Source organism: Pseudomonas sp. CG7, from assembly GCF_023701885.1.
In the GTDB taxonomy this organism is placed as follows: domain Bacteria; phylum Pseudomonadota; class Gammaproteobacteria; order Pseudomonadales; family Pseudomonadaceae; genus Aquipseudomonas; species Aquipseudomonas zanjanensis.
This window is the reverse complement of record NZ_JABAEE010000041.1, coordinates 20,826-36,451: the sequence shown is the minus strand read 5'-3', so window position 1 is coordinate 36,451 and position 15,626 is coordinate 20,826. Positions and strand designations below refer to the sequence as shown.

12 protein-coding genes are annotated in these 15,626 nt (G+C 60.3%); 2 read left to right on the top strand and 10 right to left on the bottom strand.

Annotated elements, in window-relative coordinates:
- Positions 1-7: 7 nt before the first annotated feature.
- Positions 8-1,921: an ATP-dependent zinc metalloprotease FtsH gene (ftsH, locus tag HGO40_RS17455; protein WP_250964022.1), complete on the bottom strand. Its 1,914-nt coding sequence runs from the start codon at positions 1,919-1,921 to the stop codon at positions 8-10.
- Between the two features lie 200 nt (positions 1,922-2,121).
- Entirely contained in the window at positions 2,122-2,754 is a 633-nt protein-coding gene (rlmE, locus tag HGO40_RS17450) for a 23S rRNA (uridine(2552)-2'-O)-methyltransferase RlmE (RefSeq protein WP_003177853.1), read from the bottom strand.
- Positions 2,755-2,859: 105 nt separating this feature from the next.
- Here rlmE and HGO40_RS17445 point away from each other — a divergent pair, with 105 nt between their 5' ends.
- Positions 2,860-3,168 carry a YhbY family RNA-binding protein gene (locus HGO40_RS17445; protein WP_003177852.1) on the top strand — a complete coding sequence of 103 codons (309 nt, stop codon included), beginning with the start codon at positions 2,860-2,862 and terminating at the stop codon, positions 3,166-3,168.
- Between the two features lie 9 nt (positions 3,169-3,177).
- On the opposite strand, the gene HGO40_RS17440 is transcribed toward HGO40_RS17445, so the two are convergent.
- The 8 genes from HGO40_RS17440 to grpE form a co-directional block, all read right to left on the bottom strand.
- Positions 3,178-3,582 carry an MFS transporter gene (locus HGO40_RS17440; RefSeq protein ID WP_186706016.1) on the bottom strand — a complete coding sequence of 135 codons (405 nt, stop codon included), beginning with the start codon at positions 3,580-3,582 and terminating at the stop codon, positions 3,178-3,180.
- A 28-nt stretch (positions 3,583-3,610) separates the two neighbouring features.
- Positions 3,611-4,087, bottom strand: a complete 477-nt coding sequence (greA, locus tag HGO40_RS17435) for a transcription elongation factor GreA (RefSeq protein WP_030139783.1) — start codon at positions 4,085-4,087, stop codon at positions 3,611-3,613.
- 2 nt (positions 4,088-4,089) lie between these two features.
- Positions 4,090-7,311 (bottom strand): carbamoyl-phosphate synthase large subunit, encoded by a 3,222-nt coding sequence (gene carB, locus HGO40_RS17430; protein ID WP_250964021.1) that lies wholly within the window; start codon positions 7,309-7,311, stop codon positions 4,090-4,092.
- Positions 7,312-7,416: 105 nt separating this feature from the next.
- Complete coding sequence (gene carA, locus HGO40_RS17425; RefSeq protein ID WP_053118343.1) at positions 7,417-8,553, bottom strand: glutamine-hydrolyzing carbamoyl-phosphate synthase small subunit; 1,137 nt, start codon at positions 8,551-8,553, stop codon at positions 7,417-7,419.
- Between the two features lie 255 nt (positions 8,554-8,808).
- Positions 8,809-9,615: a 4-hydroxy-tetrahydrodipicolinate reductase gene (dapB, locus tag HGO40_RS17420; RefSeq protein ID WP_186705981.1), complete on the bottom strand. Its 807-nt coding sequence runs from the start codon at positions 9,613-9,615 to the stop codon at positions 8,809-8,811.
- 9 nt (positions 9,616-9,624) lie between these two features.
- Positions 9,625-10,749, bottom strand: a complete 1,125-nt coding sequence (gene dnaJ / locus HGO40_RS17415; RefSeq protein WP_250964020.1) for a molecular chaperone DnaJ — start codon at positions 10,747-10,749, stop codon at positions 9,625-9,627.
- 321 nt (positions 10,750-11,070) lie between these two features.
- Entirely contained in the window at positions 11,071-12,987 is a 1,917-nt protein-coding gene (dnaK, locus tag HGO40_RS17410) for a molecular chaperone DnaK (protein WP_250964019.1), read from the bottom strand.
- 101 nt (positions 12,988-13,088) lie between these two features.
- Complete coding sequence (gene grpE, locus HGO40_RS17405) at positions 13,089-13,655, bottom strand: nucleotide exchange factor GrpE (RefSeq protein WP_186705980.1); 567 nt, start codon at positions 13,653-13,655, stop codon at positions 13,089-13,091.
- A 243-nt stretch (positions 13,656-13,898) separates the two neighbouring features.
- Here grpE and recN point away from each other — a divergent pair, with 243 nt between their 5' ends.
- Positions 13,899-15,572, top strand: coding sequence for a DNA repair protein RecN (recN, locus tag HGO40_RS17400; RefSeq protein WP_250964018.1), 1,674 nt, complete (start codon positions 13,899-13,901; stop codon positions 15,570-15,572).
- The last annotated feature ends 54 nt before the right edge of the window (positions 15,573-15,626 follow it).

The following is a 15,626-nucleotide window of genomic DNA, read 5'->3' as shown; positions in this document are numbered from 1 at the left end:
TCAAGCCTTAGACATCAGCGGCCGGGCCGCCAATCGGTGTTTCCGGACGCTCACCCTGTACCGCCGGTGGCGTGCCGGAAGCACCGGTACCGCCGCCCGACCAGTCCCGCGGTTCACGAGGCTCGCGACCCGCCATGATGTCGTCGATCTGCTCGGCATCGATGGTTTCATACTTCATCAGGGCATCGGCCATGGCATCGAGCTTGTCACGATTGTCCGTGAGAATCTGCCGGGCAGTGCCATAACATTGGTCGATGATGCTGCGCACTTCGGAGTCGATCAGCTTGGCCGTCTCGCCGGAGAAGCTTGCATGCTGGCCACCGCCACCACGACCGAGGAATACCTCGCCCTCTTCCTCGGCGTACATCAGCGGCCCCAACTTCTCGGACAGGCCCCACTTGGTGACCATGTTCCGGGCGATCTGGCTGGCGCGCATGATGTCGTTGGACGCCCCCGTGGTCACACCGTCGAAGCCCAGCGTCATCTCTTCAGCGATACGGCCGCCGTACAACGAACAGATCTGGCTGATCAATGCGCGCTTGGACAGGCTGTAGCGATCCTCTTCCGGCAGGAACATGGTCACGCCCAGGGCACGACCGCGCGGGATGATCGAGACTTTGTAGACAGGATCATGCTCGGGCACGACACGACCGACGATCGCGTGACCCGCCTCGTGATACGCAGTGTTCTGCTTTTCTTTCTCCGACATGACCATGGATTTGCGCTCTGCGCCCATCATGATCTTGTCCTTGGCCAGCTCGAATTCCTTCATTTCCACGACGCGCTTGCCAGTGCGAGCAGCAAAGAGCGACGCTTCGTTGACCAGGTTCGCCAGGTCGGCACCGGAAAAGCCCGGCGTACCACGCGCGATGACGGCCGGAGCGACGTCGTCACCCATTGGCACCTTGCGCATATGGACCTTGAGGATCTGCTCGCGACCACGAATGTCTGGCAGCCCCACCACGACCTGGCGGTCGAAACGACCTGGACGCAGCAGCGCAGGGTCAAGTACGTCAGGACGGTTGGTGGCGGCAATCACAATGATGCCGGCGTTCATTTCAAAACCGTCCATCTCCACCAGCAACTGGTTGAGGGTCTGTTCACGCTCGTCGTGACCGCCACCCATGCCGGCGCCACGATGGCGACCGACGGCGTCGATTTCGTCGATGAAGATGATGCAGGGGGCGTGCTTCTTGGCCTGTTCGAACATGTCGCGGACACGACTGGCGCCCACGCCGACGAACATTTCAACGAAGTCGGAACCGGAAATCGTGAAGAACGGCACCTTGGCTTCACCGGCAATCGCCTTGGCCAGCAAGGTCTTACCGGTACCGGGCGGGCCTACCATCAGCACGCCTCGAGGAATACGACCGCCCAGGCGCTGGAACTTGCCCGGATCGCGCAGGAATTCAACCAACTCGCCGACTTCTTCCTTGGCTTCGTCGCAACCTGCGACGTCGGCCAAGGTGGTTTTCACCTGGTCTTCGGAAAGCAGCCGGGCCTTGCTCTTGCCAAAGCTCATCGGCCCGCCCTTGCCTCCACCACCGCCCTGCATCTGGCGCATGAAGAACATGAACACGGCGATGATCACCAGGATCGGGAAGCTGGCGACCAGGAGCTGGGTCCAGATGCTCTGCTGCTCAGGCTGCTTGCCTTCGACCACGACATGGTTGTCCACCAGATCGCCGATCAGGCCATTGTCCTGGATTGCCGGACGAATGGTCTTGAAGCTGTCGCCATCGGTGCGCTTGCCGGTAATCACATAGCCATCAACGGCTACACGCTCGACCTTGCCATCCTTGACCTGCTGGATGAAGTCGGAATAGTTGAGGGTCTGCGGCTCGTTAGGACTGGAGAAGTTGTTCATCACGGTCACCAGGACAGCGGCGATGATCAACCACAGGATCAGATTCTTTGCCATATCGTTCAATTAACTACCCTCTGAAGCAAGCTCCGCTACTGGCGCGCGCTTCGCATGATATTCACCGGCCTAACTTACTACATTACCTACGACTCTGGCAGGCGCCGTCTGTAACCCTTTGTGAAACACTTTCTACACATTATTCGCTAATGCTCACGGGACGAAATACGAAAAACCTATCGCCCCGGTCGAAAAACCTCTTATTCCTCACTGCGACCACGGAAACCACGGCCCAGCAGGTACTGCTCACGGGAACGATCACGCGATGATTTCGGCTTGCGCGTCGTGACCTTCTCGAACTGCTTGCGCACGCTCTTGTGGTATTCGTCGAAGCCTTCACCCTGGAAGACCTTGATCAAAAAATCACCACCTGGCTTCAACACCCGAGTCGCAAGATCCAGTGCCAACTCGCACAGGAACATCGATCGCGGCATATCAACAGATGCCAATCCACTCATATTGGGGGCCATATCGGAAATCACAAGGTCCACCTCGTTTTTTCCAACCGCTTCAAGGATCTGTGCCAGTACGGCGTCCTCGGTAAAGTCGCCCTGAATGAAGGTCACATCCGGGATGCTGTCCATTTCCAGGATATCGGAAGCGATCAGCGTGCCTTGCCCACCAATCAGACGACTGGTCACTTGGGACCAGCCACCCGGGGCGGCGCCCAAGTCGATCACGCTCATGCCTGGACGGATCAAACGGTCTCTTTCCTGAATCTCCAGCAGCTTGTAGCTGGCACGGGAACGATACCCGTCCTTTTGCGCCATTTTCACGAATGGGTCGTTGAAATGCTCTTGCAGCCATTTAAGACTTGTCTTGGAACGGGCCACGGGCCACCTCAAAAATAAAACGGGTCGTGATTAAGTGGGCGGTCCCGGACTTGCTCGGGTAAACTGGCCGCCGCTTTTTACAAGATCAGACGCAGGGGTCAGATTATGCCGCTCACTCAAGAGCAGAAGAAACAATACAAATCCATTGGCCACCATCTGAAACCGGTTTTGACTGTGGCTGACAACGGTTTGACTGAAGGTGTACTCGCCGAACTGGAACGCGCCTTGGGCGATCACGAGCTGATCAAGATCAAGCTCAACATCCTCGATCGCGAAGCCCGCCTGGCTGCCGTTGCCGAACTGTGCAAGACCGGCAAGGCAGACCTGGTGCAGGTCATCGGCAAGATGGCGCTGATTTATCGCAAGAATTTCAGCGTCAACAAGCAGTTGTCGAACGTTCACCGCTTCAAGTGATGCCAAGGGTCAAGGGTGTGCCTCGCACACCCTGCCGCTCCACCCGGGAACCGGCTGCAACACCAGCACCAAACCGGAAAAGCCCAGCACCAGATAACTGAATACCTGCCACTGGCTCGCATCCGGCCAGCCGAGATGCACCGCAAAGAACATCCCGCACGCATACATCGACATGAGCAGCAACTGCCCACGAATGTCGCGCCATAGACTGGCAAGGCCCTCGGCCTGAACCAGCACCAAAGCCTGAAACATCACGCACGCCGCGGAAAACGCCACCAGCAGCGCCGTCAGCATGCCGGCGATTTCATCGATGAGCAGCGGTGCCAGGCCGACTCGACCCAGCACCGGCAGCAAACCAATGTGCAACAACCAGATGCCGCCCACCCATAACATCTGGGTGAGCTGCCAGATCATGGCGCCGGCTCGCAGCGGGCGCCTTCGTTCAGATGTGACGGACTTCGACAATCTCATACTCGATGACACCACCCGGCGTCTTCACCGCCACCACATCACCCTCTTCCTTGGCAATCAAGGCGCGAGCAATGGGTGAACCGACGGAAATCTTGCCGAGCTTGATGTCTGCCTCGTCCTCGCCAACGATCTGGTAGGTCACGCTTTCATCGGTCTCGACGTTGGCAATCTCCACCGTAGTGCCAAAAATGACCTTGCCGGTGTGCGGAATCGTCGTGACATCGATGATCACCGCATTCTGCATGCGGCCTTCGATGTCACGGACACGCGCCTCGACCATCCCCTGCTCCTCTCGGGCAGCGTGGTATTCGGCGTTTTCCTTCAGGTCGCCCAGCTCACGCGCTTCACCGATAGCCTGGCTCAAGCGCGGGCGCTCGACCTTGGTCAGGAAAGCGTGTTCTTCCTCCAGGGCCTTCGCGCCCTGAACAGTCATCGGGTACTTGGTTATGCTCATGCCTTCAATCCTGCATGTAGATCCTGCAAGCGACGCACGGTCTTCTCGGGACCGAACTTGAGCGCTTCGCAGATCGCTTCGCCCGCAGCAATGGTCGTGGTGCAGTAGATCTTGTGCTGCAGCGCATTGCGACGAATGGAATAGGAATCGGCGATCGACTGACGACCTTCGGTGGTGTTGATGATCAGCGTGACTTCGTCATTCTTGATCATGTCGACCACGTGCGGACGACCCTCGGTCACCTTGTTCACGCGGCGCACTTTCAGGCCCGCCGCTTCGATCAGCTTGGCAGTACCGGCAGTGGCGACCACTTCGAAGCCCAAGTTGATCAGATCACGGGCTACGCCTGCAACCAGTGGCTTGTCGTCATCACGCACACTGATGAACGCCGTGCCGCCAGTTGGCAACACTTCGCTGGCGCCCATCTGGGCCTTGGCAAAGGCTTCACCGAAGGTATCGCCCACGCCCATCACTTCACCGGTGGACTTCATCTCTGGGCCGAGGATCGGGTCCACGCCAGGGAACTTGGCGAACGGGAACACCGCCTCTTTCACACTGTAGAAGTTCGGGATGATTTCCTTGGTGAAGTTCAGCTCTTTCAGGGTTTTGCCAGCCATGACGCGCGCCGCGATCATCGCCAGGGAAACACCGATGCACTTGGAAACGAACGGCACGGTACGGGAAGCGCGCGGGTTGACTTCGATGACGTAGATATCTTCGCCTTGCAGGGCCAGTTGCACGTTCATCAGGCCGATGACGCCCAGTTCCAGGGCCATTTTCTTGACCTGCTCGCGCATCTCGTCCTGGATGTGCGCCGGCAGCGAGTACGGCGGCAGCGAGCAAGCGGAGTCACCGGAGTGAACACCGGCCTGCTCGATGTGCTGCATGATCGCGCCGATCACCACGTCCTTGCCGTCGCTGACCGCATCCACGTCCATCTCGATGGCGCAGTTGAGGAAGTGGTCCAGCAGCACCGGGCTGTCGTTGGACACCTGGACCGCTTCGCGCAGGTAACGCTTGAGTTCGTCTTCCTGATAAACGATTTCCATCGCACGACCGCCCAGTACGTAGGACGGACGCACCACCAGCGGATAACCGATCTTGGCGGCGGCACGAATCGCTTCGTCTTCGCTGCGCACGGTGGCGTTTGGCGGCTGGCGCAGGTTCAGGCGCTCGACCATCTGCTGGAAGCGCTCCCGGTCTTCGGCGCGGTCGATGGCATCCGGGCTGGTGCCGATGATCGGCACGCCGGCGGCTTCAAGGGCGCGAGCCAGTTTCAGTGGGGTCTGGCCGCCGTACTGGACGATCACGCCTTTTGGCTTCTCGACGCGGACGATTTCCAGCACGTCTTCCAGGGTCACTGGCTCGAAGTACAGGCGATCGGAGGTGTCGTAGTCGGTGGACACGGTTTCCGGGTTGCAGTTGACCATGATGGTCTCGTAACCGTCGTCGCGCAGGGCCAGTGCCGCGTGTACGCAGCAGTAGTCGAACTCGATGCCCTGGCCGATCCGGTTAGGACCGCCACCCAGGATCATGATCTTGTCCCGGGTCGATGGCGCGGCTTCGCACTCTTCTTCGTACGTGGAGTACAGGTAGGCGGTGTCGGTGGCGAACTCGGCCGCGCAGGTGTCGACGCGCTTGTAGACCGGGAACACTTCCAGCTTGTGACGATGGGCACGCAGGCTCTTCTCGGTCACACCCAGCAGCTTGGCCAGGCGCATGTCGGAGAAGCCTTTGCGCTTGAGGCGGAACATCGTGTCGCGGTTGATGCTGGACATGCCCAGGGTCTTGACCTTCTCTTCTTCCTTGATCAGATCTTCGATCTGGACCAGGAACCAAGGGTCGATCATGTTCATGCCGAAGATCTGCTCGACGGTCATGCCGGCGCGGAAGGCATCGGCCACGTACCAGATACGCTCGGCACCCGGCACGGTCAGCTCGCGCTTGAGCACGCTCATGCTTTCCGGGTCGGCCAGGTCCAGCTTCGGATCGAGGCCACAGACACCCACTTCCAGGCCGCGAAGGGCTTTCTGCAGGGATTCCTGGAAGGTCCGGCCGATGGCCATGACTTCACCGACCGACTTCATCTGGGTGGTCAGGCGGGCATCGGCCTTGGCGAACTTCTCGAAGGCGAAGCGTGGCAGCTTGGTGACGACGTAGTCGATGGACGGTTCGAAGGACGCCGGGGTCTTGCCGCCGGGGATGTCGTTCGACAGCTCGTCCAGGGTGTAGCCCACGGCCAGCTTGGCGGCGACCTTGGCGATCGGGAAACCGGTAGCCTTGGAGGCCAGGGCGGACGAACGGGATACCCGTGGGTTCATCTCGATGACCACCATGCGCCCGGTGTTCGGGCAGATGCCGAACTGGACGTTGGAGCCGCCGGTTTCCACGCCGATCTCGCGCAGTACCGCCAGGGAGGCGTTACGCAGGATCTGGTATTCCTTGTCGGTCAGGGTCTGGGCCGGTGCAACAGTGATCGAGTCACCGGTGTGCACGCCCATCGGGTCGAAGTTCTCGATGGAGCAAACGATGATGCAGTTGTCCTTTTTGTCGCGGACAACTTCCATTTCGTATTCTTTCCAGCCGATCAGCGATTCGTCGATCAGCAGTTCCTTGGTCGGCGACAAGTCGAGACCACGGGCGCAGATTTCTTCGAATTCTTCACGGTTGTAGGCGATGCCACCACCGGTGCCGCCCATGGTGAAGGAGGGACGGATGATGCACGGGAAGCCGAGGCGTTCCAGGACGGCGTTGGCCTCTTCCATGCTGTGGGCGATGCCCGAGCGTGGGCAGTCCAGGCCGATGGATTTCATCGCCTTGTCGAAGCGCGAACGGTCTTCGGCCTTGTCGATGGTGTCAGCGTTGGCGCCGATCATTTCCACACCGAATTTTTCCAGGACGCCTTCGCGCTCCAGGTCCAGTGCGCAGTTCAGCGCGGTCTGGCCGCCCATGGTCGGCAGCAGCGCGTCCGGGCGCTCCTTCTCGATGATCTTAGCGACGGTCTGCCACTTGATCGGCTCGATGTAGGTGGCGTCGGCCATGGCCGGGTCGGTCATGATGGGGGCCGGGTTGGAGTTCACCAGGATGACGCGGTAGCCCTCTTCGCGCAGGGCTTTGCAGGCCTGGGCGCCGGAGTAGTCGAATTCGCAAGCCTGGCCGATCACGATCGGGCCAGCGCCGAGAATCAGGATGCTTTTTATGTCTGTACGTTTTGGCATGGGTTTGTCACTCAAATCCGCAGGTCAGTCGGCTAGGCCGTCGAACAATCTTTGAAGCGCCCGAGGGGGCCACCGCGTTCGGGGCCGCCCTCGGGCTTCGCGCGGTCAGCGTCGCTTGGCCATCTCGTTGATGAAGCGATCGAACAGCGGCGCCACATCGTTCGGGCCCGGGCTCGCTTCAGGGTGGCCCTGGAAGCTGAACGCGCTCTTGTCGGTACGCTCGATACCTTGGAGCGTGCCGTCGAACAGCGATTTGTGGATCGCGCGAACGTTGGCCGGCAGAGTCGCTTCATCCACCGCGAAACCGTGGTTCTGGCTGGTGATCATCACCACGCCGGTGTCCAGGTCCTGGACCGGGTGGTTCGCACCGTGGTGGCCGTGGCCCATTTTCAGGGTCTTGGCGCCCGAAGCGAGGGCCAGCAACTGGTGACCGAGGCAGATACCGAATACCGGGATCTCGGTTTCCAGCACGTCCTTGATCGCCTGGATCGCGTAGTCGCAAGGCTCCGGATCACCCGGGCCGTTGGACAGGAACACGCCGTCGGGCTTGAGGGCCAGGACGTCGGCGGCCGGGGTTTGCGCCGGCACCACGGTGACGCGGCAGCCACGCTCGACCAGCATGCGCAGGATGTTCAGCTTGACGCCGTAGTCGTACGCCACCACGTGGTACGGCAGCTCGGAAGCCTCGATCGTCGCGTGACTGTCGGTCTTCAGGTCCCAGACCGTGGAGCGCCATTCGTATTGTTTCTGGGTGCTGACGACTTTCGCCAGGTCCATGCCCTTGAGGCCAGGGAAACCCTGGGCAGCGGCGATGGCGGCTTCTTCGGAAATGTTGTCGCCGGCCATGATGCAGCCGTTCTGCGCGCCTTTTTCCCGAAGAATGCGGGTCAGGCGGCGGGTGTCGATACCGGCGATCGCCACGACGTTGTTGGCTTTCAGGTAGTCGGACAGGGACATCGTGTTACGCCAGTTGCTCGCTACCAGCGGCAAGTCACGGATGACCAGGCCGGCGGACCAGACACGATCGGACTCGGCGTCTTCCGGCGTGGTGCCGGTGTTGCCGATGTGCGGGTAAGTCAGGGTAACGATTTGCTGGGCGTAGGAAGGATCGGTAAGAATTTCCTGATAGCCGGTCATTGCGGTGTTAAACACCACCTCACCAACGGTCTGACCGTCGGCTCCAATGGCTTCGCCGCGAAAAATGCTGCCATCAGCAAGGGCGAGTATGGCTGGCTTAGTCAAGAAGACCTCCCGTAAATAAAGCCTGAAAGGGCGATCGCAGGTTGTAAAAAAGCGGAGTGACGTATGGACACGTCACCCCGCTTGTTCACTGAATTATTCTGCGCGCTTTTAGTGGACACACTAAAGCTGTAGCTTACAGAAAAAGGGTTTTTTGGTCCACCGCTAATGAGCCTTAAAGGCAGGGGAATGCGACAGGCCGTCGCGAGGCGGTGTAAAACGGGGCGCAGTATAACCTGAACCCCGCTCTTAATGGCATCAACGCAGGTCGAGAACGTCCTGCATGTCGTACAAACCAGGCTCGCGGCCATCCAGCCACAGCGCGGCACGTACCGCGCCCTTGGCGAAGGTCATCCGGCTCGACGCCTTGTGGGTAATCTCCAGGCGCTCGCCTTCAGTGGCGAACAGCACGGTGTGATCGCCCACCACATCGCCACCGCGCACCGTGGCGAAACCGATGGTGTCGCGCTCACGGGCACCGGTATGCCCTTCACGCCCATACACGGCGACTTTCTGCAGATCACGCCCCAGCGCATCGGCAATCACTTCACCCATGCGCAAGGCTGTTCCCGACGGCGCGTCGATCTTGTGCCGGTGATGAGCCTCGATGATTTCGATATCGGCATCGTCGCCCAAGACCCGGGCCGTCAGATCCAGCAGTTTGAGCGACAGGTTCACGCCCACACTGAAGTTCGCCGCGAATACGATCGGGATGTCCTTGCCGGCATCGGCCAACAATTGCTTCTGCGTCGCATCCAGCCCGGTCGTGCCGATCACCATGGCCTTGCCATGCTTGCGGCAGATCGCCAGGTTTTTCAGCATCACCTCCGGCAGGGTGAAGTCGATAAGCACGTCGAACTCGTCGAGCACCTTCTCCAGGCCGCCGGACATCGGCACGCCGATACGCCCCAGCGAGGCCAGCTCGCCAGCATCGGCGCCGACAAGCGTACTGTCAGGCCGAACGATGGCCGCCGTGAGGCCGGAGAGCGGCGAGCGCTGCTGCACCGCCTCGACCAGCGCCTTGCCCATGCGCCCCGCAGCGCCCATCACAGCTATACGTCGCATGCGAACTCCTTACAGGTCGCCGAAGAAGCGCTTCACGCCTTCGAACCAACCGGTGGATTTCGGTGAGTGGCTGTTGTCATCGGCCAGGGAGTGGCGGAACTCTTCCAACAGTTCACGCTGACGACGCCCCAGGTTGACCGGCGTTTCCACCGCCACGCGACACATCAGGTCGCCTGCACCACCGCCACGCACTGGCGCGACGCCTTTGCCACGGATCCGGAACTGCTTGCCGGTCTGCGTGCCTTCGGGGATTTTCAGCTTGACGCGACCGTCGAGGGTCGGGATTTCAAGCTCGCCACCCAAGGCCGCATCGACGAAGCTGATCGGCACTTCGCAGAACAGATGCTTGCCGTCGCGCTGGAAAATCGCGTGCTCACGCACGTTGATGACCACGTACAAGTCGCCAGTCGGGCCACCCTGGGCACCCGCCTCGCCCTCGCCAGACAGGCGAATGCGATCACCGGTGTCGACACCGGCCGGCACCTTGACCGACAGCGTCTTGTACTCTTCGACACGCCCTTCGCCATGGCAGGAGTCGCACGGATCGGAAATGATCTTGCCTTGGCCATGGCAACGCGGGCAGGTCTGTTGGACCGAGAAGAAGCCCTGCTGCATGCGAACCTGGCCAATGCCGCCGCAGGTCGGGCAGGTAACGGGCGAGGAGCCCTTCTTGGCACCCGAGCCATCACACGGCTTGCAGTTGACCAGTGTCGGCACGCGGATATTGACGGTGGTACCGCGCACCGCTTCTTCCAGATTCAACTCCAGCGTGTAGCGCAGGTCACTGCCACGCTGGGCGCCACCACGGGCACCGCCGCGACCGCCGCCGAAGAAATCGCTGAACACATCACCGAAAATATCGGAGAAGTTCTGGCCACCGAAACCGGCACCGCCGCCGCCCATGCTCGGGTCGACACCGGCATGCCCATACTGGTCGTAGGCCGCGCGCTTACTGGAATCGGACAGAACTTCGTAAGCCTCGTTGGCTTCCTTGAACATTTCTTCCGACGCTTTATCGCCGGGATTACGGTCCGGGTGGTGCTTCATCGCCAGGCGACGATAAGCCTTCTTCAGCTCCGCCTCGCTGGCTCCCCGCTCGACACCCAATACTTCGTAAAAATCACGCTTCGCCATTAGTCTTTGCACTCTTATAGGACGTCCGGCAAACCTCTCCTGAACCTTGCCAAACTCGTTGAGCCCCAATGCAGGCCCGGACCCAACTCACGTCAATTCAACGATCCTGGTCGTAAACTTTCAGCCAGGTACCCGGCCAAAACGCGGCGTCCATCGCCGGAAAGCAGGAGCATTCCCGAACACGCCGTCAGCACCCGAGCTTTGTCGCATGCTGTAAAAAATTCGTTGCCTCCAGACACGCCAACGCGGGAGCAAGCTCCCGCGCGGCGACATCCTACCAGCCACCGCACAACCGCAGTCAACCGGCCGACCCACACGCGCTTACTTGTGGTCTTTCACTTCGTCGACCTCGGCGTCGACGACGTCGTCGGCTTTCTCGGCCGATTCGCCCTGCGCAGCCGCGCCTTCGGCAGGCTGAGCCTGTTCGGCATACATCTTCTGAGCCACAGGCGCGGAGACCTTCGACAGCTCTGCGATCTTCGCCTCGATGGCCGCCTTGTCATCGCCTTTCACGGCGGCTTCCAGGGCACCCCCGGCCGCGTCGATGGCAGTCTTCTCTTCCGCGGTCACTTTCTCACCAGCATCGGCGATCATCTTGCGGGTCGAGTGCACCAGGGCATCGCCTTGGTTACGGGCGCTGGCCAGCTCTTCGAACTTGCGGTCTTCCTCGGCGTTGACTTCAGCATCACGAACCATCTGCTGAATTTCTTCCTCGGACAGGCCGGAGTTGGCCTTGATCACGATCGACTGGGTCTTGCCGGTGGCCTTGTCTTTCGCCCCAACGTGCAGAATGCCGTTGGCGTCGATGTCGAAGGTCACTTCGATTTGCGGCACGCCACGTGGTGCTGGCGGAATCTCGGCCAGGTCGAACTTGCCCAGGGACTTGTTCTGGGCAGCCTGTTTGCGCTCACCTTGCAGCACGTGAATGGTCACGGCGCCCTGGTTGTCGTCGGCCGTCGAGAACACTTGGGATTTCTTGGTAGGAATCGTGGTGTTTTTCTCGATCAGCGCGGTCATCACGCCACCCATGGTTTCGATACCCAGGGTCAGCGGGCTGACGTCGAGCAGCAGAACGTCCTTCACGTCACCGGCCAGAACGGCGCCCTGGATGGCAGCACCCATGGCAACGGCTTCGTCCGGGTTCACGTCCTTGCGGGCTTCTTTACCGAAGAAGTCGGTCACCAGCTTCTGGACCAGCGGCATACGGGTCTGGCCGCCGACCAGGATCACGTCGTTGATCGAGCCAACGTCGATACCGGCGTCTTTCATGGCAATGCGGCAAGGTTCGATGGTGCGCTGAACCAGATCTTCCACCAGCGCCTCGAGCTTGGCGCGGGAGATTTTTACGTTCAGGTGCTTAGGACCGGTGGCGTCTGCGGTGATGTACGGCAGGTTCACGTCGGTCGACTGGCTCGAGGACAGTTCGATCTTGGCTTTTTCAGCGGCTTCTTTCAGGCGCTGCATCGCCAGCGGGTCACCCTTGAGGTTCATGCCGCTTTCTTTCTTGAACTCGTCGACGAGGTAGTCGATCAGGCGGATGTCGAAGTCCTCACCACCGAGGAACGTGTCACCGTTGGTTGCCAGTACTTCGAACTGGTGCTCGCCGTCGACTTCAGCGATTTCGATCACGGAAACGTCGAAGGTACCGCCACCCAGGTCGTAAACGATCACGGTGTGATCGCCCTTGGCCTTGTCCATGCCGTAGGCCAGAGCGGCCGCGGTTGGTTCGTTGATGATACGTTTTACGTCCAGGCCCGCGATGCGGCCGGCGTCTTTGGTCGCCTGGCGCTGGCTGTCGTTGAAATAGGCAGGAACCGTGATGACCGCCTCGGTCACCGCTTCGCCGAGGTAGTCTTCGGCGGTTTTCTTCATTTTCTTGAGGATCTCGGCCGAGATCTGTGGCGGCGCCATTTTCTGGCCGTTCACTTCAACCCAGGCGTCGCCGTTGTCAGCCTTGGCGATTTTGTAAGGCACCATCTTGATGTCTTTCTGAACGACTTCTTCGTCGAACTTGCGACCGATCAGACGCTTCACCGCGTACAGGGTGTTATGCGGATTGGTCACTGCCTGACGCTTGGCCGACTGGCCAACCAGAATCTCGCCATCATTGGCGTACGCGATGATCGACGGCGTGGTGCGCGCGCCTTCAGCGTTTTCAATAACTTTGGCCTTGCCGTTTTCCAGCACGGAGACGCACGAATTGGTGGTCCCCAGGTCGATGCCGATAATCTTGCCCATGTTAACTCTCCCGGAACTTGGATTTTGTTGCCGCAGCAGTGGTGGCTAACTGCGGTAGCACTTAAACGCTTGACTTATAGATGGGGCCGCTGCGCCCGATTTCAAGCCTGCTCATCGATAGAAGGCGAAACCGGTGCCGGCGCCTTGCTGACCACGACCATGGCCGGACGCAGCAGGCGGCCGTTGAGCAGGTAGCCTTTCTGGAAAACCTTCAGGACGCTGTTTGGCTCGACGTCAGCACTTTCCTGCATCGCCATGGCCTGGTGATGCTCGGCGTTGAAGGGCTCGCCATGGGGATCCAGGGCTTCGAGCTGATAACGCTTGAGGGTGTCCTGGAACATTTTCAGGGTCAGCTCGATGCCTTCGCGCATCGGACGGATGTTTTCGTCATCCGGATTGGACAGCTCCAGGCCGCGCTCCAGGCTGTCGATGATCGGCAGCAGGTCGCCGGCGAAACGCTCCAGGGCGAATTTATGAGCCTTTTCTACATCTTGCTCGGCGCGACGGCGGACATTCTGCAGGTCGGCGGCTACACGCAACGCCTGGTCCTGCGCACCGGCCAGTTGCTCTTCGAGCACTTGTACACGTGCCGACAGGTCTTCACCGGAATCCTGGGAAGCCTGATTGGCGTCTAGATTTTGCGTGTCCTGCGTCTGTTCGTCAGCCATAGAGATTTCTCCTTTCAACTTCGTCCGCGAGCTCGACTCGCGCTTCTGCCCCGGTATATGGGGCCGGGTTTTCCAGCTTCAAGGGTCATCTGACGAATTAACCTTACAAAAAGCAGCCGCATAATCATTCCGTGCCGCGCTAAGAAAATCATTTTCCCAAGCAAATCGAGCTAAGCGAGGGCATTGTCAGGCCGAAACAAAACACTGTATAAATAACCAGACCTAAAGCCTGGGAGCGGCCTTATGCTGGTGCACCTGTCCGTACACAACTACGCCATCGTCGAACATCTCGACCTCGAACTCGATCGAGGCATGAGCGTGATCACCGGTGAAACCGGCGCGGGCAAGTCGATCATGCTCGACGCCCTGGGCCTGACCCTGGGCGACCGCGCCGACAGTGGCGTGGTGCGCCCCGGAGCGGACAAGGCCGACATCCTGGCGACCTTCGACCTGGTCGATATCCCCGAGGCCAGCGCCTGGCTGGCCGAACGCGACCTGGACACCGATGGCCTGTGCATCCTGCGCCGGGTCATCACCGCCGAAGGCCGCTCCCGAGGCTACATCAACGGCACGCCCTGCCCACTGGGCGACCTCAAGGCCCTCGGCGAGTTGCTGATCGACATCCACAGCCAGCACGAGCACCAATCCCTGCTCAAGACCGACACCCATCGTCGCCTGCTGGATGAATACGCCGGCGCCACCGACTTGGCCCGGCAGGTCCAACTGGCCGCTCAGCGTTGGCGCCAGACCCGGCAGGAACTGGATCGCCTCTCCAATTCCGGCGACGAACAGCGCGCCCGTCACCAGCTATTGAGCTACCAGCTCGAAGAACTGGAGAACCTGGCCCTGGGTGAAAATGAACTGGAAGAACTGGAGCAGGAACACAAGAACCTGACCAACGCCGAAACCCTGCTGGGCATCTGCCGTCAGGTGGTCGAGCAATGCAGCGAGAGCGATTCGGGCAACGTGCTCAATGCGCTGACAGCGAGCCTGAACCGGCTGTCCAGCGTGAACAATTCGGTGGGCGCCCTGAGCGAAGCGACCAACCTGCTGACGAGCGCGCAGATCCAGGTCGAGGAAGCCGTTGGGGAACTGAATCGCTTCCTCGATCATTTCGACGCCGACCCGGCACGCCTGCAATACCTGGAAGAGCGCCTGGACACTATCTATACACTGGCGCGCAAACACCGCATCCAGCCGACCGAGGTTGCCGAACTCCAACAGCGGTTGCTGGAAGAACTCGAGACCCTGAACGCCAACGACGAATCCATCGAGCGCCTCGGGGACGAATTGGCTGCTTATGCCCGTCATTATCAGGAAACGGCCAAAGAGCTCAGCGAACTGCGACGCCAAGCCGCGACAGGGCTGGCCAGTGCCGTGGAGCAGGAAATCCAGCGCCTGGGCATGCCCGGTGGACGCTTCACCATCGAATTGCGCCCCAACGCCGGCGACGAACTCCAACCCAATGGGTTGGAACAGGTGGAATTGCTGGTCAGCGCCAACCCCGGGCAACCACTCAAGGGCCTGGCCAAAGTCGCCTCCGGCGGTGAATTGTCACGAATCAGCCTGGCCATCCAGGTCATCACCGCGCAGACCTCCCGCGTACCGACGCTGGTGTTCGACGAAGTGGACGTGGGCATCGGTGGCCCGACAGCGGAAATTGTCGGCCAATTGCTCCGCCGATTGGGCGAACGTGGCCAGGTGCTGACCGTCACTCACCTGCCCCAGGTCGCCGCCCAAGGGCACCAGCATTTATTTGTGCACAAGGTGCGTGGCGAGGACGCGACTCGCACCGCCGTGTCGAAGCTCAACAAAAACGAGCGCGTAGAAGAAGTGGCACGAATGCTGGGCGGGATCGACCTCACCAAGGAATCCCTGGCCCACGCGAAAAAAATGGTCGTTACCGCGAAAAACTGAGAACGGCAGAAAGCACGAAGGCGACCCTGGGGTCGCCTTCGTTCGTTTCGCGAA

Bases quoted from the DNA above. Each gene is read 5' to 3' on its own strand.
- ftsH (WP_250964022.1), bottom strand. From the start codon at position 1,921: ATGGCAAAGAATCTGATCCTGTGGTTGATCATCGCCGCTGTCCTGGTG.
- HGO40_RS17445 (WP_003177852.1), top strand. From the start codon at position 2,860: ATGCCGCTCACTCAAGAGCAGAAGAAACAATACAAATCCATTGGCCAC.
- HGO40_RS17440 (WP_186706016.1), bottom strand. From the start codon at position 3,582: ATGATCTGGCAGCTCACCCAGATGTTATGGGTGGGCGGCATCTGGTTG.
- carB (WP_250964021.1), bottom strand. From the start codon at position 7,311: ATGCCAAAACGTACAGACATAAAAAGCATCCTGATTCTCGGCGCTGGC.
- dapB (WP_186705981.1), bottom strand. From the start codon at position 9,615: ATGCGACGTATAGCTGTGATGGGCGCTGCGGGGCGCATGGGCAAGGCG.
- dnaJ (WP_250964020.1), bottom strand. From the start codon at position 10,749: ATGGCGAAGCGTGATTTTTACGAAGTATTGGGTGTCGAGCGGGGAGCC.
- dnaK (WP_250964019.1), bottom strand. From the start codon at position 12,987: ATGGGCAAGATTATCGGCATCGACCTGGGGACCACCAATTCGTGCGTC.
- grpE (WP_186705980.1), bottom strand. From the start codon at position 13,655: ATGGCTGACGAACAGACGCAGGACACGCAAAATCTAGACGCCAATCAG.
- recN (WP_250964018.1), top strand. From the start codon at position 13,899: ATGCTGGTGCACCTGTCCGTACACAACTACGCCATCGTCGAACATCTC.